The organism is Haemophilus sp. CCUG 60358 (genome assembly GCF_001679485.1).
Classification (GTDB): domain Bacteria; phylum Pseudomonadota; class Gammaproteobacteria; order Enterobacterales; family Pasteurellaceae; genus Haemophilus_D.
In genome coordinates, this window is the sequence record NZ_LZOZ01000015.1 from 1 (window position 1) to 17,546 (window position 17,546).

Genomic DNA, 17,546 nt, shown 5'->3' on the forward strand with positions numbered 1-17,546 from the left:
TTTAGCCGCACTTTTTTTATCTCTTTTAGAACAAGAAAATTAGTTTTTCGCTGCTGCCGCTGCTTTCACGATTACTGCAAACGCAGGCGCTTTAAGTGAAGCTCCGCCCACTAACGCACCATCAATATCTGGTTGAGTGAATAATTCTGCTGCGTTAGCATCATTTACTGAACCGCCATATTGAATGATCACTTGATCTGCTACAGCTTGTGATTTTACTGCGATGTGTCCACGGATAAATGCGTGAACAGCTTGTGCTTGTGCTGGAGTTGCTGATTTGCCCGTGCCGATTGCCCAAATTGGTTCATAAGCAATCACAGCACCATTAAATGCTTCTACACCTAATGCATTGATGACTGCATCAATTTGACGCGCACATACTTCTTCAGTTTTACCTGCTTCGTTTTCAGCTTCAGTTTCACCGATACATAACACTGGCACTAAACCTGCTTCTTTTAATGCACCAAATTTTTTCGCTACGAATTCGTCACTTTCTTTATGGTAAGTACGACGCTCAGAGTGACCGATAATGATGTATTTTGCACCAAAATCTTTTAACATTTCAGTTGAAATATCACCAGTGAAAGCACCTTTCACATTCACATCAACGTTTTGTGCACCTAAAGCAATTTGGCTGCCTGCAAGTGCCGCTTCAGCTGTACCTAAGTACATAACAGGTGGGGCAATTGCCACATCACAACCTGTTACACCTTGTAATTCAGCTTTTAATCCTTCGATTAATTCTTTGGTAAAGGCTTTGGAACCGTTTAATTTCCAGTTACCCATCACTAAAGGACGACGTGCCATTTTTGTTTCTCCATATTGAATAAATAAAAAGTGTGTTTACTATACCAAACTTTGAACAGATTTCTTTGTGCAAAATCACATTTTGAAAATTTTTTTGGGGAAATGATGATTATTTTGTGCTAAAAAGCTACAATCTACTGTACGGAACCGATAAAAAATAACCAATTTTATAAATAAACGGAAAATAGGTCTGGTAACAATGAAAATTTTCAAAGCCGAACAATGGAATATAGAAGTGCTTGCTCCACTCTTTGAAGCCTATCGACTTGCCAACGGAATGAGTGAAAATCCTGACCGCACTTTAACCTTTCTAACGAATCGTATACGTTTTAATGAAAGCATGTTTTTTGTTGCTGTAAACGAAAACGCACAGGCGATTGGCTTTGTTCAACTTTATCCTCGCTTATCCTCTTTACAATTACAACGCTATTGGCAATTAACCGATATTTTTGTCAAAGAAGATAAACATCAAGCCGAGATTTATGCAGCGCTTATTTCTAAAGCAAAAGAGTTTGTCCGTTATACACAATCTAACCGTTTGGTGGCGGAATTGAGCCAAGCTCAACAGAGTATTTTAGAACGCGAAGGATTTAAGCTAAACACGAAAAAAAGTTTGTTTGAATTAACTCTCTAATGCATACACTCCTCAATCAATATTGGAATTACTTGCGAATTGAACGCCAAGTAAGCCCACATACACTCACCAATTATCAACATCAACTGGATGCGATTTTAGCGATTCTAGCAGAAAAAGGCATTCAACACTGGCAGCAAGTGAATCCAAGTGTAGTTCGTCTTATTTTGGCGGAAAGCCGAAAGCAAGGTTTAAAAGAAAAGAGCTTGGCATTACGTTTGTCTGCCCTTCGTCAGTTTTTCAGATATCTTGTGCAACAAGGGCAAATGAAAGTGAATCCGGCAACGGGTATTTCAGCACCGAAACAAGGCAAGCATTTACCGAAAAATATTGATGCTGAACAGGTCCAAAAATTGCTTTCAAATGACAGCAAAGATCCCATTGATTTGCGTGATCGCGCCATGATGGAGTTAATGTATAGTTCAGGGCTTCGCTTATCTGAATTGCAAGGCTTAAACCTCAATAGCATTAACACGCGAGTACGCGAAGTCAGAGTGATTGGTAAAGGGAACAAAGAACGTATTGTGCCTTTTGGACGCTATGCTTCTCATGCAATTCAGCAATGGTTGAAAGTACGCCCTTTATTTAATCCAAAGGATGACGCCCTTTTTGTGAGCCAACAGGGAAATCGCCTTACTCATCGTTCTATTCAAAAACGAATGGAAACCTGGGGCATTCGCCAAGGATTAAACAGCCATCTCAATCCACACAAACTACGCCACTCTTTTGCTACCCACATGCTGGAAGCGAGTTCAGATTTGCGTGCTGTTCAAGAGCTTTTAGGGCACAGCAATTTGTCCACCACGCAAATTTATACGCATTTAAATTTCCAACATCTTGCAGAAGTGTATGATCAAGCCCATCCTCGAGCAAAACGAAAAAAATAAACAAAGTGCGGTCAAAAATCATCGTCTTTTTTAACCACACTTCTAAACAAAAAGGCTACCTTCTGGTAGCCTTTATTCATTTCACTATAAGCTAAACGCTTGAATATAAGGCAGTTTCCCTTTCTTCAGCATGTCTTCGATACCACTTTGGTGATCATTTTCACCTAAACCACGTAATTCAAAAGTAACACCAACGCTGTTGTCATAAACCACTTGATCATTACGTTGATTTTGGCGACTCGTCACATAACGTCTTGCTCCAACACCTAAAGACCAGCAGCACGAGTTATATTGCACACCCACATATTGCTCAACCGGTTTTTTCAATGCAATATCTTGATAGTATTTTCCAACAAGTGCCCAGTTATCCGACACTTCCCATGCAGCCACAACACCAACCTGTTTAATGTCTTGTTGGTAACGGTTAGCAGATGCACCTAAGTTTTGATTGATATACTCTTTACTTGCGTAGCGATAATTTAACTGAATCAGATTATTCTTCATCGGATTAAATTCCAAACTACTATTTGCTAAAGAGGCTTTATCTAGCAACGTATCGTATTGATAGCTACCTCGCCAATTCCATTTGTCGCTAATTTTCCAGTTGGATTCTAATGCCCAAGAAGAAGAGGATTTTGGCGTACGATTATTTGGATTATCATCAATTTTTGATGCCGTTAAATAATAAATTTGCCCTGCAGAAAAATTAAAACGCTCATCGGCATTTTTATCATAAAAACGGGTTGTTCCCCCAACTGTCACCTGGTTTGCTGATGAAATACGGTCTAAACCACTATAACGACGATCGCGGAATAGTGAATAATAATCTTGTTGAACTAATGCAGAATCATAACCAAAACCAAGGTAATTATTTACACGTTTTGAACCGATATTACTTTGGTCTTTGTATGGTCGATACAAATATTGAACATGAGGTTCAAGCGTTTGTGTATAGCCATCAAATAAGGTTTTGTTGCTCGCTAAAACCGTTTGTAAATCTACTTTTAATTGCGGCAATACACGATTTACTGATTTTTGTACGTCTTCTGCCGAAGAAGAAGAGCCTTTTTTCTGGTTATAATGAGTCGCGTAAAGTTTAGTTTCAATATTCAAGCTACCATATTTATTTGACATCGCGGTTGCCAAACTTGGCTCAACATGAAAGCGCCATGCTGTCGGCATCAAGGTACTATCATTATCAAAACGTACTGCTTGTGAGAATAACTTGAAATCTACCCAACCGTTCGCCAAATCATTTTTGTAATAATTGAAGTCGATTTGTGGCAGCGCACGATAAGGCCCGATATCGACTTCATCAAAAATCTGGAACTGACGTGCGGAAATCGCGAAGTTGTAATTAGGTTTATAGTAAGCAATACGTGCGTATTGATTTGCATAACCATCAGTACTGTCACCATAATCTGAATCAAAATCGGTGAAATAACGTTTATCACTTACCTTAGTGTAATCAACATTTAAACGCCAGTTTTCAAGAAAAGAAGAATGATGTTTCCAATAGAACAAATGACGCTTACGATTATCACTGGTATATTCATCATAACGATCACGTCCTAAATATTCTCCTGCAAGTTTACCTTCACCAACGGGTGTTAAATAACGGAACTCACTATTTAATTGCCAGCCACGGCGTGACATATATTTTGGTGCAATTGTCGCATCGTAATTTGGTGCAATATTCCAATAAATCGGTTGTTTATACCAATAACCATCTCGACTAGAGTGACCAACTGTTGGCATTAATAAACCTGAACGGCGGCGATCACCAATCGGTAATTGCAGATAAGGGGTATAGAATACCGGCACACCTAATACTTTAAAACGCGCATGCCAAAATTCAGCATATTCTTCTTTGATGTGCTGACGAATCTCAGAGGCATCTACCGCCCAAGCATTATCATTGGGTAAACAAGAGGTAAATGTCGCATTTTTCATTAAGCGGTAATTATCACCTAACTCGATTTCTTGTGCTTTACCACGACCTTGACGTCCTACAAGTTGGTAGTCTGCATCGGTTACGTTACCATTTTTGCTATCTAAATTAAAACTAGCATCATTACCTAATAGATTGATTTGATTGTCTTTATAATCAAATCCACCACGTAAATAAGCCCAACGTTGTGCTTGTTTGCCTTCCCCTGTTTGTTTAACTTCAACTGAATTTCCGACCAGATGGCGGTTTCCTTGTTTCAAATCCACATTGCCTTGATAAATCGCCTGAGTTGGCTGATTAATCTCTGCTTTATCTGCCTCAATATAAACCGGCAAATTATTAACATCACCTTTCACAACCTCACCAGTAAAATGAGGCACGCCAAGTAAACACTGAGAATGCAGATCTGCCAAACTTTGTTGGCTATAAAGTGCGGTCAGAATTGAGATTGAAATTAAGGTATATTTTTTATTCATAATTCAGTTCTTATTCAGATGAAATTAGACGGGATTATACTGGAATATCACTTACAACAACAGCCATTTATATGGTCATTGACTAACCCCACCGATTGCATAAAAGCATAGCATGTCGTTTCCCCAACAAAGACAAAACCACGCTTTTTCAACGCTTTTGACATTGCTTTTGAGGTTTCAGTTCTGGCAGGCACAACAGAAATATCGGGCACATCATTAATAATGGGTTGATGATTCACAAACGACCACACAAAATCACTGAAATTTTCACCGCACTTTTCCATGGCTAAATAGGCTTTGGCATTTTTCACAATGGCTTCCAGTTTTGCTCGATGACGGATAAGTACGGTATTTTCCATACAACGATCAATATCTTGTTCGGTCATTTGCGCAACTTTAATAGGATCAAATTGATGGAATGCAGCCCGATAGGCTTCACGTTTTTTCAATACAGTAATCCAGGAAAGCCCCGCTTGTTGTCCTTCTAAACAGATTTTCTCAAACAGTTTTTGGCTGTCAAATTGTGGCTTACCCCATTCCTTATCGTGATAGTCGATATAAATCGGAAGTTCGCCCACCCAAGGGCATCTTGTACTCATGCCATATCCTTTTTGAGTTGTTCATAGATTGCGACAAAATCGGGCATCACCCCGCGCCACAAATGGAATGAGTGGGCAGCTTGCGCCACCAACATACCAAAACCATCGCTGACATTATTTAGACCTAAGGACTTACAGTGGGCAATAAAAGGCGTGTCGCTGCCTTTGGCATATTGCATGTCATAACAAGCGCGAGTCAATGATAAGATAGAGCCATCAACGGCAGCGGTATGCCCGCTTAATCCGGCCGAAGTTGCATTGATCACTAAATCGTAGGTTTGCGCGGGAATTGCATCCATTGCTACTGCTTCAATTGTGCCGTAGGGCTTGAACTTATCTGCCAGTTGTTGCGCTTTTTCTAACGTGCGGTTAGCCAAGACAATCTGCTGTTGTGCTTCTAATAAAGGCAATAATACCCCTTTGGTTGCCCCGCCGGCACCTAAAACTAAAATGCGTTGTTGTGGCTGAATCCAACCTAAGCGTTGTAAATCCGTCACTAAACCAATGCCATCGGTATTGTCTGCATAGAGTTTGCCGTTAGCTAATTTTTTTAGTGTGTTACAGGCTTCTGCCAATTTCGCCCGTTCGCTATGCTCTTCAGCGAGCGCATAGGCGCGCTCTTTAAATGGTGCGGTGATATTGCAACCTTGTGCTCCTTCAGCAAAAAAGGCCTGTAATTGCTGCTCAAAATCCTCAAGGTCACCTAATTTGGTAACATATTCCATCGTTTGCTGGGTTTGTGTAGCAAATAAGCGATGAATCACCGGGGATTTACTTTGAGCAATTGGATTGCCCCAAACGGCATAGTGCTGCATATCTTATCCTTGTCTGAAAAGTTGGTTTGTTAGCAAATCACGAATTTCCGATGGATTTTGTGCTTGGCCAACAGCTTCATCAAGCACGGGGAAATCTGCCCCAAATTGGGAACGCACAGCATCTGCGCTGCGGCAAGGTGATTGACCGGTTAAGTTCGCGCTGGTCGAGGTGAGGGCAAAGCCTGTTTTTTCGCACAAGGCTTTGACGGCAGGATGAGTACATAAACGCACCGCAATACTATTAAATTGCCCTGTCAGAAAATGTGGGACTTCTGCCTTTGCCGGCACCCCCCAGGTGATCGGATGATCGTATTGCGCCTGTAAGCGTGAAAGTTGTTCGTCAGATAAATGGGAAAAATCGATAAATGGCTGTAAAAAATGCAAGTTAGGCGCAACTAAAATGAGGCCTTTTTCAATCGGACGTTGTTTTAAATTAAGTAATTTTCTGACCGCACATTCACTTAGCGGATTACAGCCCAAACCGAATACCGCCTCAGTAGGATAGGCAACCACTTCATCTTGCATTAAACGAGCGGCAATTTGTTGTACATTCATTTTTCGTTCTCAAAAATATGTCGACAGCTTTTATTTGCACATTGCCACACTTGGTGTTCGGCATTTTCACTTTTTAATAGTGCTAGTGGAAAATGGCATTGTGGACAAGGAATAGCATAGGGTTTTGCTGGCAAGGAAAATTTGCAATGGGGAAAGTTATCGCAACCATAAAAGATTTTCCCTTGTCGTCCACGTCGAGCAACTAAATGCCCTTTATGGCACTCTGGGCAGTCAATAGATTGTTCTTCATCCTGTTGCTCATGTACCACAAAATCACAATCGGGATAATGGCTGCAGCCAATAAACATCCCAAAGGCACCTTGTTTGAGTTGGAGTGGGTTGCCACATTGCGGACAGGTTTCATCAAGCTCTTTCAACACCTTATGTTCTACCTTATGTAAGGGACGCAAATAATCACAGGCGGGATATGCTGTACAACCTAAAAACAGTCCTTTTTTACCCTGTTTCATTTGCAAAGGCGCGCCGCATTGTGGGCAATATTCTTCGTGTTTTGTGTGTTGGAAAAGACTTTGACTCATACGTTGTCCCTATGCTTGTAGCATTGTTTCCAATTCTTCCTGGGCCGCTAACCAATCCATTTCGACTTCTTCCAACGCTTTCTTCACCTCTACTTGCTGTGCCAAAAGTGCGGTCAATTTTTCTTTATTTTCTGCGCTGTAGAGTTCGGAATCAGCCAATTGATTTTCAATCTCCGCAAGTTTGGAGGCATGTTTATTCATTTTTTCCTCCAATTGAGTGATTTGTTTACGAAGAGGCGCGGTTTGTTGGCGAAGTTCGGCCTCACGACGTTTTTGTTCCTTGCGGTTTTGCATGGAATTTTCATTGTCGTCATTTTTCTCCGAGGATTTATTTTCTGGTGCGCTATTTTGTTCATTCAGCCACTTTTGATAATCCTCTAAATCGCCTTTGAATTCTTCCACTTTTTTATCGTGTACCAAATAGAATTCTTCCACGGTATTACGTAACAAGTGGCGATCGTGAGAAACCACCACCAAAGATCCTTCGTAATCTACTAGCGCTTCGGTCAATGCCTGACGCATATCCAAATCCAAATGGTTAGTTGGTTCGTCGAGCAGTAATAAGTTTGGACGTTGCCAAACAATCAGCGCAAGTACCAAACGGGCTTTTTCCCCACCGGAAAAGGCTTTCACCGCTTGATTAACTTTGTCACCATGGAATGCAAAACTCCCGAGGTAATCCCGTACCTGTTGTTCCGTTTGTTCCGGTGCAAGTTTCTGCATATGCCAAAGAGCGGACTCATCTGCGCGTAGGGTATCGAGCTGATGCTGAGCAAAATAACCGAGTTGTACGCCTTTAGCTAATTGCACAGTACCGGAAAGAGCGGTGAGCTCTCCCGCTAATAATTTAATTAAGGTTGATTTACCTGCACCATTTTTCCCGAGCAAACCGATGCGCGAACCCGGTACTAAATTCAGTTTAATTTTACTTAAAATTTCTACCGCACTTTCATCGCTGCCATAACCTGCGCTCGCCTGCTCAATCATCACTAAAGGATTCGGCAAGGATAGTGGTGGACGGAATTCAAAAGTAAAAGGATTATCCACATAAGCCGGTGCAATCAGTTCCATACGCTCCAATGCCTTCATACGGCTTTGTGCTTGTTTAGCTTTGGTTGCTTTGGCTTTAAAGCGGTCGATATACTTTTGTAAATGAGAGATCTTTTGTTGTTGCTGACGATACATGGCAGTTTGTTGTGCCAATTTGGTTGCCCGTTGCACTTCAAAGGAAGAATAATCGCCCGTGTATTCGTTGAGCTTCTGATTTTCGATATGGAGAATTTTCGTCACAATCGGATCGAGAAAATCACGGTCGTGGGAAATTAATACCAAGGTGCCTTGATATTGCACTAACCAACGTTCTAACCAAATAACCGCATCCAAATCCAAATGGTTGGTCGGCTCATCCAGTAATAATAAGTCCGATGGACAAAGCAAAGCTTGCGCCAAATTTAAACGCATACGCCAACCACCAGAGAAAGATTTTACTGGTTGAGCGATTTCTTCTTGGTTAAAGCCTAAACCATGCAATAAGGACGCCGCGCGAGATTGAATAGTCCAAGCATCCAAGGTTTCTAATTGCCCATGAATGCGCGCAATTGCATGACCATCATTACGTTCATTTGCTTCGTTAAGTTCCTGCTGTAAACGGCAATATTCACGATCCCCTTGAATCACATAATCAATGGCGGGAATATCCAATGCCGGCGTTTCTTGATTCACCCAAGATACCCGCCAGTTGGATGGATAAGTGACTTCGCCACCCTCTGGTGTTAATTCTTTTTTTAATAGGGCAAAAAGAGAAGACTTACCGCAACCATTCTTACCCACCAAGCCAACTTTTTGTTTCGGATTGATGGTCGCCGTGGCATTCTCGAGCAATTCGGTTTGCCCACGCTTTAGGGAAATATTATTAAATACAATCATTTTTTCGAATACATCTGAATTTGTGCCTATTTTGCAATATTTTTCCTTTTCTCGAAACAGCCTATTCCAATTTTATCGATATTTCTGCCAGAAAAACACGTATAATTACACTCAACAAATCAATCATGAGGAAATAAAATGAAGCTCTCTATTCTTAATCTCGCCCCTGTCCGAGAAGGACAAACTTATTTGCAAGCGGTTGAGTCTATGGTAAATCTTGCAAAACATGCTGAAAATATCGGCATTGAACGATATTGGATTGCTGAGCATCATAATATGAAAAATTTGGTGAGTTCAGCGACCGCACTTTTAATTCAGCATACGCTAGCCAATACGAAAACTTTGCGCGTGGGGTCAGGTGGTGTGATGTTACCGAATCATTCACCGTATGTAGTAGCTGAGCAATATGGCACACTGGAGACACTTTATCCAAACCGAGTTGAGCTCGGTTTAGGGCGTGCACCAGGAACTGATATGCAAACGGCTGCAGCACTTCGTCGTGGGCGAAACAGTCTGGATTTCCCTGCGGAAATTGCGGAACTTCGTGGTTACTTTAAAGATAGCAACCCAGTTTCAGCTTACCCTTCCGCAGGCTTGAATATACCGTTTTATATTTTGGGATCCAGCACCGAAAGTGCCTATCTTGCGGCAGAGCTTGGCTTGCCTTATGCCTTTGCTTCACACTTTGCGCCACGCATGATGGAAATAGCGGTGGAGATTTATCGCAAAAACTTCAAACCTTCTACCTATCTTGCTGAGCCTTATGTCATCTTAGGTGTGAATGCGATTGTCGCTGAAACCGATAAAGAAGCAAGACAACTCGCGACGACACAAACACTATTTTTCTTAAACGTGGTCACTAACGCGCAACAAAATTTACAACCGCCTTTGGCATCAGAGGAAGATGTTTGGAAAGCTCAAATGCATGCCCAAAAGAAACCACACTTTGGCCCAGTCGATTTCGAGGAAATCCCGATTTACAACCAAGAGCGTGCCGTAGTGGAACAAATGACCGCTTGTTCACTTATTGGCAGTCCTGAAAGTGTGGATTTTCAACTCAAGCAATTACGCGAACGGGTACATTTTGATGAAATTATGGCAGTGAGCTATATTTTTGATGAGCAAAAACAAGCCCAATCTTACACGATGTTGAAAGCGATTGTGGATAAGCAATAGCGAGACAAAAATAAAAAGTGCGGTAAATTTCACCGCACTTTTTATTTCTTAAGATTGATTATATTTCTTTTCTCTTTACTAAGGAGGAAAAATATTAATAAGCCGTTTCTATCGGTAAACCAGCTTTTACCCAACCATCAAACCCACCAATGATGCTAAACACGTTTTCATAGCCTTGTTCAACGAGGAAAGTCGCTACATTTCGACTGCTTACGCCATGATAACAACTCACGATAATCGGGGAGTCAAAATCCACTTGTTCTTCAAATTGTAAAAAACTTTGGTTGGTTAAATGAAACGCCCCTTTCGCATGGGAATAGGTAAAACGTTGAGGGTCCCGAACATCAGCAAGAATGGCGCCTTTTTGCATCATCTCCCAAGCTTGTTCTGGGCTAATTTCTTTAAACGACATGGTTTGTTCCTTTTACGCGCTGTTTATACACGCCATCAAAAATAATCAGGCTCATCGCCAATACTAAACAAATGAATAACGGATAGCTGTCCGCATCCATTTCCTCTCCAATTAAAAATGAAATAATCACCATCAAAATGGTTTCAACATAACCTAAAAGGCCAAGCAAATTCATCGGCAGCATATTGCTGGCAATCACGTAAGCAATCAATGCAGAGCCACTAATGAGCCCGAGCAATACCAATAACCCCCAAATATTAGGATTCGATTCCTGCACGGTGGCAAAATCAGTTTGAAGGGCAAAGTAAACGCTAATCGGCAATAATGCGATCATTTCTAAGCAAAAGGCACCAAGATCGGTATTTTTTAAGGCTTTTCGTATCGAGAAGTAGGTGGTGTAACCCACACAGATAACAATGGCCTCCCAAGATAATCCGCCTTTTAAAATGATGTTAGAAATCACTCCGACCGCCGCAATTAATACGGCTATAAATTTCAATGTTGAAATTCGCTCTTTAAAAATTATCCGCCCCGCAGCCACCATCACAATTGGTAACAATAAATAACCAAAAGAAACACTTAAGGAGCTACCATTATTGGGAGCCCACAAAAAGAGCCACATTTGATACCCCATTAATGCGCCACAAATAATATAGGAAAGGGCAAAGAGCGGTCGATTTTTAATGCGTTTTAAATGCTCAACCAAAGCCTGTTTTTGTTTAAACATGATGACGGAAAGGGCAACGAAAGGGAATGTAAACAGCATTCGATAGCCGAAAATATCCGTGCCACTGAGTGGTTTCAGTAGCGTGGAAAAATAATACATATAGCCAAATAAAAGCGAGGCTAAAAGTGAAATAAGTATGCCTCTTAACATAATAAATCCTTAGGTTAATTCTGCTTATTATTTTAGTCTAACATCTCCCAAAATGCACGAATTAGGGGGTTCGCTAAATTTCTTTTTTGCACACAAACCCCTAAATCAAACGCCTCAACGGGGTTGTCTAAATTTAAACGAGACACGTCTTTTGACATAGGGTTATTATCAATCACCACATCCGGCAACATCGCTAATCCGAAACCAAGTGCCACCATTGGTACGATACCTTCGTGCCCCGCCACAGTGGCATAAATTTTGGGATGTTTAATATGTTTGCTACGTAGCCATTGTTCAATACGCTGGCGTGCCATTCCATCTAACGGCAAAATAAAAGGCATCTGTTGCCAGTTGATGGGTTCTTCTTGTAATAATTGTGTGGCTAAACAAGCGACTCGAGGCGCAATTAATGAAAGGGAAATATCATCAATTTTATAAAACTCCAACCCAGCCGGCAGATTATTTGGTTTCCCCGCCAAAGCGAGATCTACTTGTTCTGATTGAATAAATTGCACTGCAGAGGCTGGGTCACCAGTCGTCAATTGAATTTCAACCTTTGGATAACGAGAACGAAATTTGGCTAATACCTGTGGCAAATGACTATATGAAGCCGTTACTGAACAAAATAAGCGTAACTCTCCACTTAATTCCGCTGAATTATCTCGCAGTTGACGCTTAAACTCTTGCCAGTTTTGCCATTCTGTTTTCGCAAATTGCAGAAATTTCTCGCCTTGTTCGGTTAAGCGCACTTGGCGATTATCACGAATAAATAAAGGTTGTTCTAATTCTTCTTCCATGCGTTGAATTTGGCGTGAAAGCGTAGACGGCGACATATGATTTTGCGTAGCGGTTTTAGCAAAATTTTGTGTATCAGCAAGATGAAGAAATATTTGGAGGTCTTGAAAGTTCATATGTATCGTTAAAAGCAAATAACGTTGCAAAAATTGCAACACTAAGTGTCAATAATATCACTTTACGCAACAACTAAAAACCTTATAATCCACTTCACAACAAAAAACTATATTCAAACACAACCTCATACACATTAATCAACATCATAGAAAGGATGAAAAATGGCTAACTATTTCAACACATTAAATTTACGCGAAAAATTAGATCAATTAGGTCGTTGTCGTTTTATGGATCGCAGCGAATTTGCTGACGGTTGCAACTACTTAAAAGGCAAAAAAATCGTTATCGTAGGTTGTGGCGCACAAGGTTTAAACCAAGGTTTAAATATGCGTGACTCTGGCTTAGACATTTCTTATGCATTACGTCCAGAAGCGATTGCAGAAAAACGTGCTTCATTCCAACGTGCAACAGAAAACGGCTTTAAAGTGGGCACTTACCAAGAGTTAATCCCAACTGCAGACTTAGTGATCAACTTAACACCAGACAAACAACACTCTAAAGTTGTGGCTGATGTAATGCCATTAATGAAAAAAGATTCAGCATTCGGTTACTCACACGGTTTCAACATCGTTGAAGTAGGTGAGCAAATCCGTGAAGACATCACTGTGGTAATGACTGCACCAAAATGTCCAGGTACTGAAGTACGTGAAGAATACAAACGTGGTTTCGGTGTACCAACATTAATCGCGGTTCACCCTGCAAATGACCCACGTGGTGAAGGTATGGCAATTGCGAAAGCATGGGCAGCTGCAACCGGTGGTGACCGTGCAGGTGTATTAGAATCTTCATTTGTCGCAGAAGTAAAATCTGACTTAATGGGTGAACAAACCATTCTTTGCGGTATGTTACAAGCAGGTTCTATCGTATGTTACGACAAACTAGTTGCTGATGGTAAAGATCCAGCATACGCAGGTAAATTGATCCAATACGGTTGGGAAACTATTACTGAAGCCTTAAAACAAGGCGGTATCACATTAATGATGGATCGCTTATCAAACAGCGCAAAATTACGTGCATTTGAGCTTGCGGAACAAATCAAAGAAAGCCTTGGTTTCTTATATTACAAACACATGGATGACATCATCAGTGGTCACTTCTCCGCAACCATGATGGCTGACTGGGCGAACGGTGATAAAGACTTATTAGCATGGCGTGAAGCAACTGGCAAAACTGCCTTTGAAAATGCACCAAAAGCAGACGGCATCAAAATTTCTGAACAAGAATACTTTGATAACGGCGTGTTAATGGTAGCAATGGTGAAAGCAGGTGTTGAATTAGCCTTTGATGCAATGGTTGCAAGCGGTATCTATGAAGAATCAGCTTACTATGAATCACTTCACGAATTACCGTTAATCGCTAACACCATTGCGCGTAAACGTTTATACGAAATGAACGTAGTTATTTCTGATACGGCAGAATATGGTAACTACTTATTCTCTAACGTAGCGACCCCTATTCTTGCTAAAGAAATCATCCCAACCTTACAAAAAGGTGACTTAGGTGAACCAACACCAGCAGTTGCTATCGACAACATCACTTTACGCGATGTAAACGATGCAATCCGTAACCACCCAGTTGAATTAATTGGTCAAGAGTTACGTGGTTATATGACAGATATGAAACGTATCGCTGTTGCAGGTTAATCATTAAATCGTTAAAATTTAAGCCAGCTTTTATTCAATAAGTTGGCTTTTTTATAATCCAAAGGAATTCATATGAAAAACAATAAAATTTTTAACCGCACTTTTAAAGTGAGTTTGGTGGCTATGGCGTTAGGATTAGTTAATTCGGCATGGGCCATTGATTATAAACTATATGAAGGTACCGTATATAAGAATCCGGAAAGAACTGACTCTGAAGTAAAAAATATGAATTTTAATTCAGATTATGGATATGATTTAACAAATAAAAAGAATCTTGCAACTGTATCTTTTCGAATGAAAAATGGTTTAAATAATAAGGATTATCCAACAGAATCACTAATTTTCCTTTATCCTCAATTTTCTAAGGGGCCTAGTTCATTAGAAATCAAACCTAATAGCACTTTCACATTATCGAAGGCTTTTCCTGAAAGTTCTGTTTTTGAATTGAGAGATGCAAATCTCAAATTCCACACCGGTAATATCAATTTATTTAAGGGGCTTTCAACAGTTAATGAAGAGGGCGAGTCAGTTTCAGGAAATTCAGCATTTGAACTTCAAAGTAATAGCACCATTGATATTGATTCAGTGAGTATTGTTAGTTTAGCTGAAGAGAGCATCGGGTACCAACTATTTGATAAATCTACAGCAAATATTACTAACTCCTCTATTTTCCTAGGGGAAGGTAACAGCACTGCTGTAGATGCAGAAAACTCAGCATTAAATATCAAAAATTTAAATATCACGCTACAGCCAGCAGGTAGCGATAAATCAACTACTATTGCATACATATCTGAGAATACTACATTAAATATTGAGGACAGCTTGCTCACAATTGAAGCGAAAGGTCAAAGTAAAGGTTTAGGTTTTGTACTTGATGGTGGTATGACCAACATTACAAATTCCAACATTGAAAATAACACTGGAGATGTTGTTATTTTTACTAATAAACAAGATTCTCGAGATACAACAAATAATTACAGCTCAACAACAGTTAATCTAAAAAATACTAAAATCCCCGATGCAAAAGTATTGGTTGGATTAAACATGCCCGATCTAGCTGATACGGACTTATCTGAAGGAGAGAAAACTAGCTCACCTAGATTTGTGTTAAATGCAGATAACTCACAGTTAAATGGTGCAGTAAAGCAATATGACGGTACAAATAAAACGCCTGTTACATTAAATCTAACTAACAATACTACATGGGATTTAGTGGATAATTCAGAAGTAACAGACTTGCATTTAAATAACTCAGCGGTTTCTTTAACTAATACAAACGCTCCTTATGCAACATTAACTATCACGGGTAATCTCACTGGCTCAGGTATCTTCAACCTCAACACCAATATCGCTGAAAACAAAAGCGATAAAATCGTTGTTAAAGGTACTGCCGAAGGTAATCATAAAATTGGGGTAACTAACCAAGGTGCAAACGTTGCTAACGGCAAAGTGACACTTGTAGAAACCAATGGTGGTAATGCGGCGTTTAGCTTAACTAACCCGAATAATCGTGTAGATTTAGGGGCTTACCAATATTTTCTAACCAAAGAGGGAAATAATTGGGTATTAGCTAACTCTAAAAATGTAGTTACTCCAACTCCACCTGTTGCACCAGTTACACCAAGCAAACCAGTAGTGACCCCAAGCAAACCTGCGGTAACGCCTAGCACTCCAGTAGTAACCCCAAGTAATCCAGTAGTACCACCTGCAGTTCTACCAAGCACACCATTACTTTCAGACTTAGCGAATGCACAAGTTTCTCTTCGCCAAGCACAATTGCTTTTAGTGGAAGATGATTTAAATGGCATTCATCAACGTCTAGGTGAAGTGAAAAACGGTGAAAAAGGTAATGTATGGGTTCGTAATGTGAATTCTCGCCAAAAATTAGCCGCACTTTCGACAGGTGAGAGTGAAACTTCTGGCTTTAAACAAAACGTACATAGCTTACAAGTGGGCGCTGATGCTGCTGTAACAGATAACCTCCGTGTTGGTGGATTTGTTGGTCGTAGCCAAGCTAACGTTGATTTCAATGGTTATTACGGTGATGGCAAAGTAAGAGGCAACAGCGTGGGCTTATATGCAGCTTACCTTGCAGATAACGGTATTTATGTAGATAACATCGTGAAATACAGCCGTTTACACGCTAACTCAAATTACACTGAAAAACGCCATTACAACGCTTATACTATTTCGAGTGAATTAGGCAAACGCTTTAGCCTTGTGAACGATTGGACAATTACCCCGCAAGCACAATTAGCGTGGACACATATTTCATCACAAGAGAATGAAGATAGCTTATCTTCTGTGTATTCTCGAATTGGTTTACGTGTAGCCAAAGGCTTTGCATTAAGTAATGGTTGGAATTTACAACCTTATGCAGAAGTCAATGCGATTACTAGCAAAAACCGTAGCAGCAAAATTCATTACACAAACAGCGCACTTGATGTTGCAAGCAGCCGCGGACGTTTTGAAAGTGCGGTCGGCTTAAATGCTGGATTTGCAAATCATCGTTTTGGTTTAGAAGTAAGCCGTGCTGACGGTAAAAACTTCGATAAACCTTATGCAATTCAAGCAGTTTATCGCTATCAGTGGTAATATAAGAGGGCGGGTTAAAATCCGCCCTTTTTTTCTTTTTTACTCAATAAATAATATGTCAAAACCTTTCCCTTCTCACTCATTTACAACCAAACGAACGGCAAAATCCACTCGTTCATTTAAGCCTAAAGCGAAGCCACTTACATTAGAACAAACAATCGTTGTTTTATTTAACAAACCTTTTGATGTGCTGACACAATTCACCGATGAAAATGGCCGAGCTACATTAAAAGATTTTATTACCATTCCTAATGTGTATGCGGCAGGACGATTGGATCGTGATAGCGAAGGGTTACTGATTTTAACGAATAATGGTGAAGTGCAACATCGTTTGGCTGATCCTAAGTTTAAAACAGAAAAAACGTATTTTGTGCAAGTGGAAGGCATTCCTGAAGAGGCTGACTTAGACAAGTTTCGTCAAGGCGTTGAATTGAAAGATGGGATGACGAAGCCAGCAAAAGTGCGGTTGATTTCAGAACCAGATTTTCTTTGGCCTCGCAAGCCACCTATTCGTGAACGTCAAAGTATTCCAACGAGCTGGTTAGAAATTAAAATTAGTGAAGGGCGTAATCGACAAGTACGTAGAATGACGGCACATATCGGCTTTCCGACATTGCGTCTCATCCGTTATCAAATGAGCCATTTAACACTTGATGGATTGGGTAATGGTGAATATCGCTGTTTGAATGAAGAAGAAATGCGTGCGTTATTCAAACAACTTCATTTGAACAACGCACATTAA

Annotated in this window: 16 protein-coding genes; 6 read left to right on the top strand and 10 right to left on the bottom strand. The window is 40.4% G+C overall.

Annotated elements, in window-relative coordinates; all coding sequences use genetic code 11:
• Positions 1 to 39 precede the first annotated feature (39 nt).
• A complete protein-coding gene (gene tpiA, locus A9500_RS07110) occupies positions 40 to 807 on the bottom strand; it encodes a triose-phosphate isomerase (protein ID WP_065244405.1) in 768 nt (255 codons plus the stop codon).
• A 199-nt stretch (positions 808 to 1,006) separates the two neighbouring features.
• On the opposite strand from tpiA, the gene A9500_RS07115 reads away from it, so the two are divergent.
• Both A9500_RS07115 and xerC read left to right on the top strand, forming a co-directional pair.
• Complete coding sequence (locus tag A9500_RS07115) at positions 1,007 to 1,441, top strand: GNAT family N-acetyltransferase (protein ID WP_065244406.1); 435 nt, start codon at positions 1,007 to 1,009, stop codon at positions 1,439 to 1,441.
• Complete coding sequence (gene xerC, locus A9500_RS07120) at positions 1,441 to 2,328, top strand: tyrosine recombinase XerC (protein ID WP_065244407.1); 888 nt, start codon at positions 1,441 to 1,443, stop codon at positions 2,326 to 2,328. The genes A9500_RS07115 and xerC overlap by 1 nt, the downstream gene beginning before the upstream one ends.
• Before the next feature lie 84 nt (positions 2,329 to 2,412).
• On the opposite strand, the gene lptD is transcribed toward xerC, so the two are convergent.
• Genes lptD through A9500_RS07150 form a run of 6 tightly spaced genes read right to left on the bottom strand, consistent with a single transcriptional unit; the run spans position 2,413 to position 9,189 of the window.
• A complete protein-coding gene (gene lptD / locus A9500_RS07125) occupies positions 2,413 to 4,755 on the bottom strand; it encodes an LPS assembly protein LptD (RefSeq protein ID WP_065244408.1) in 2,343 nt (780 codons plus the stop codon).
• Between the two features lie 47 nt (positions 4,756 to 4,802).
• Positions 4,803 to 5,354, bottom strand: coding sequence for a DNA-3-methyladenine glycosylase I (locus A9500_RS07130; protein ID WP_065244409.1), 552 nt, complete (start codon positions 5,352 to 5,354; stop codon positions 4,803 to 4,805).
• Entirely contained in the window at positions 5,351 to 6,169 is an 819-nt protein-coding gene (aroE, locus tag A9500_RS07135) for a shikimate dehydrogenase (protein WP_065244410.1), read from the bottom strand. Before aroE ends, A9500_RS07130 begins: the two co-directional genes overlap by 4 nt.
• A 3-nt stretch (positions 6,170 to 6,172) precedes the next feature.
• Positions 6,173 to 6,724 carry a Sua5/YciO/YrdC/YwlC family protein gene (locus tag A9500_RS07140; RefSeq protein ID WP_065244411.1) on the bottom strand — a complete coding sequence of 184 codons (552 nt, stop codon included), beginning with the start codon at positions 6,722 to 6,724 and terminating at the stop codon, positions 6,173 to 6,175.
• Positions 6,721 to 7,263 carry a type I DNA topoisomerase gene (locus A9500_RS07145; protein ID WP_065244412.1) on the bottom strand — a complete coding sequence of 181 codons (543 nt, stop codon included), beginning with the start codon at positions 7,261 to 7,263 and terminating at the stop codon, positions 6,721 to 6,723. Before A9500_RS07145 ends, A9500_RS07140 begins: the two co-directional genes overlap by 4 nt.
• 9 nt (positions 7,264 to 7,272) lie before the next feature.
• The gene (locus tag A9500_RS07150; protein WP_065244413.1) at positions 7,273 to 9,189 is read right to left on the bottom strand and encodes an ABC transporter ATP-binding protein; all 1,917 of its coding nucleotides are present in this window, start codon (positions 9,187 to 9,189) and stop codon (positions 7,273 to 7,275) included.
• 138 nt (positions 9,190 to 9,327) lie between these two features.
• Here A9500_RS07150 and A9500_RS07155 point away from each other — a divergent pair, with 138 nt between their 5' ends.
• Positions 9,328 to 10,365 carry an LLM class flavin-dependent oxidoreductase gene (locus A9500_RS07155; RefSeq protein ID WP_065244414.1) on the top strand — a complete coding sequence of 346 codons (1,038 nt, stop codon included), beginning with the start codon at positions 9,328 to 9,330 and terminating at the stop codon, positions 10,363 to 10,365.
• A gap of 94 nt (positions 10,366 to 10,459) precedes the next feature.
• On the opposite strand, the gene glpE is transcribed toward A9500_RS07155, so the two are convergent.
• From glpE to ilvY, 3 genes are read right to left on the bottom strand one after another with little or no spacing between them, the layout of a single operon-like run.
• Positions 10,460 to 10,777, bottom strand: a complete 318-nt coding sequence (gene glpE, locus A9500_RS07160) for a thiosulfate sulfurtransferase GlpE (RefSeq protein WP_065244415.1) — start codon at positions 10,775 to 10,777, stop codon at positions 10,460 to 10,462.
• Complete coding sequence (rarD, locus tag A9500_RS07165) at positions 10,767 to 11,654, bottom strand: EamA family transporter RarD (RefSeq protein WP_065244416.1); 888 nt, start codon at positions 11,652 to 11,654, stop codon at positions 10,767 to 10,769. Before rarD ends, glpE begins: the two co-directional genes overlap by 11 nt.
• Positions 11,655 to 11,686: 32 nt before the next feature.
• Positions 11,687 to 12,565, bottom strand: coding sequence for an HTH-type transcriptional activator IlvY (ilvY, locus tag A9500_RS07170; protein WP_065244417.1), 879 nt, complete (start codon positions 12,563 to 12,565; stop codon positions 11,687 to 11,689).
• Between the two features lie 162 nt (positions 12,566 to 12,727).
• On the opposite strand from ilvY, the gene ilvC reads away from it, so the two are divergent.
• The 3 genes from ilvC (at position 12,728) to A9500_RS07185 (ending at position 17,546) form a co-directional block, all read left to right on the top strand.
• Positions 12,728 to 14,209 carry a ketol-acid reductoisomerase gene (gene ilvC, locus A9500_RS07175; RefSeq protein ID WP_049373691.1) on the top strand — a complete coding sequence of 494 codons (1,482 nt, stop codon included), beginning with the start codon at positions 12,728 to 12,730 and terminating at the stop codon, positions 14,207 to 14,209.
• Between the two features lie 72 nt (positions 14,210 to 14,281).
• Positions 14,282 to 16,804, top strand: a complete 2,523-nt coding sequence (locus A9500_RS10740; RefSeq protein WP_049366639.1) for an autotransporter outer membrane beta-barrel domain-containing protein — start codon at positions 14,282 to 14,284, stop codon at positions 16,802 to 16,804.
• 55 nt (positions 16,805 to 16,859) lie between these two features.
• The gene (locus A9500_RS07185; protein WP_049384670.1) at positions 16,860 to 17,546 is read left to right on the top strand and encodes an rRNA large subunit pseudouridine synthase E; all 687 of its coding nucleotides are present in this window, start codon (positions 16,860 to 16,862) and stop codon (positions 17,544 to 17,546) included.

Excerpts from the sequence above, each read along its gene's own strand:
- tpiA (WP_065244405.1), bottom strand. The coding sequence starts at position 807 with ATGGCACGTCGTCCTTTAGTGATGGGTAACTGGAAATTAAACGGTTCC.
- A9500_RS07145 (WP_065244412.1), bottom strand. The coding sequence starts at position 7,263 with ATGAGTCAAAGTCTTTTCCAACACACAAAACACGAAGAATATTGCCCA.
- A9500_RS07150 (WP_065244413.1), bottom strand. The coding sequence starts at position 9,189 with ATGATTGTATTTAATAATATTTCCCTAAAGCGTGGGCAAACCGAATTG.
- ilvY (WP_065244417.1), bottom strand. The coding sequence starts at position 12,565 with ATGAACTTTCAAGACCTCCAAATATTTCTTCATCTTGCTGATACACAA.
- lptD (WP_065244408.1), bottom strand. The coding sequence starts at position 4,755 with ATGAATAAAAAATATACCTTAATTTCAATCTCAATTCTGACCGCACTT.
- A9500_RS07185 (WP_049384670.1), top strand. The coding sequence starts at position 16,860 with ATGTCAAAACCTTTCCCTTCTCACTCATTTACAACCAAACGAACGGCA.
- rarD (WP_065244416.1), bottom strand. The coding sequence starts at position 11,654 with ATGTTAAGAGGCATACTTATTTCACTTTTAGCCTCGCTTTTATTTGGC.
- aroE (WP_065244410.1), bottom strand. The coding sequence starts at position 6,169 with ATGCAGCACTATGCCGTTTGGGGCAATCCAATTGCTCAAAGTAAATCC.
- A9500_RS07140 (WP_065244411.1), bottom strand. The coding sequence starts at position 6,724 with ATGAATGTACAACAAATTGCCGCTCGTTTAATGCAAGATGAAGTGGTT.
- glpE (WP_065244415.1), bottom strand. The coding sequence starts at position 10,777 with ATGTCGTTTAAAGAAATTAGCCCAGAACAAGCTTGGGAGATGATGCAA.
- A9500_RS07130 (WP_065244409.1), bottom strand. The coding sequence starts at position 5,354 with ATGAGTACAAGATGCCCTTGGGTGGGCGAACTTCCGATTTATATCGAC.
- ilvC (WP_049373691.1), top strand. The coding sequence starts at position 12,728 with ATGGCTAACTATTTCAACACATTAAATTTACGCGAAAAATTAGATCAA.
- A9500_RS07155 (WP_065244414.1), top strand. The coding sequence starts at position 9,328 with ATGAAGCTCTCTATTCTTAATCTCGCCCCTGTCCGAGAAGGACAAACT.
- A9500_RS10740 (WP_049366639.1), top strand. The coding sequence starts at position 14,282 with ATGAAAAACAATAAAATTTTTAACCGCACTTTTAAAGTGAGTTTGGTG.
- A9500_RS07115 (WP_065244406.1), top strand. The coding sequence starts at position 1,007 with ATGAAAATTTTCAAAGCCGAACAATGGAATATAGAAGTGCTTGCTCCA.
- xerC (WP_065244407.1), top strand. The coding sequence starts at position 1,441 with ATGCATACACTCCTCAATCAATATTGGAATTACTTGCGAATTGAACGC.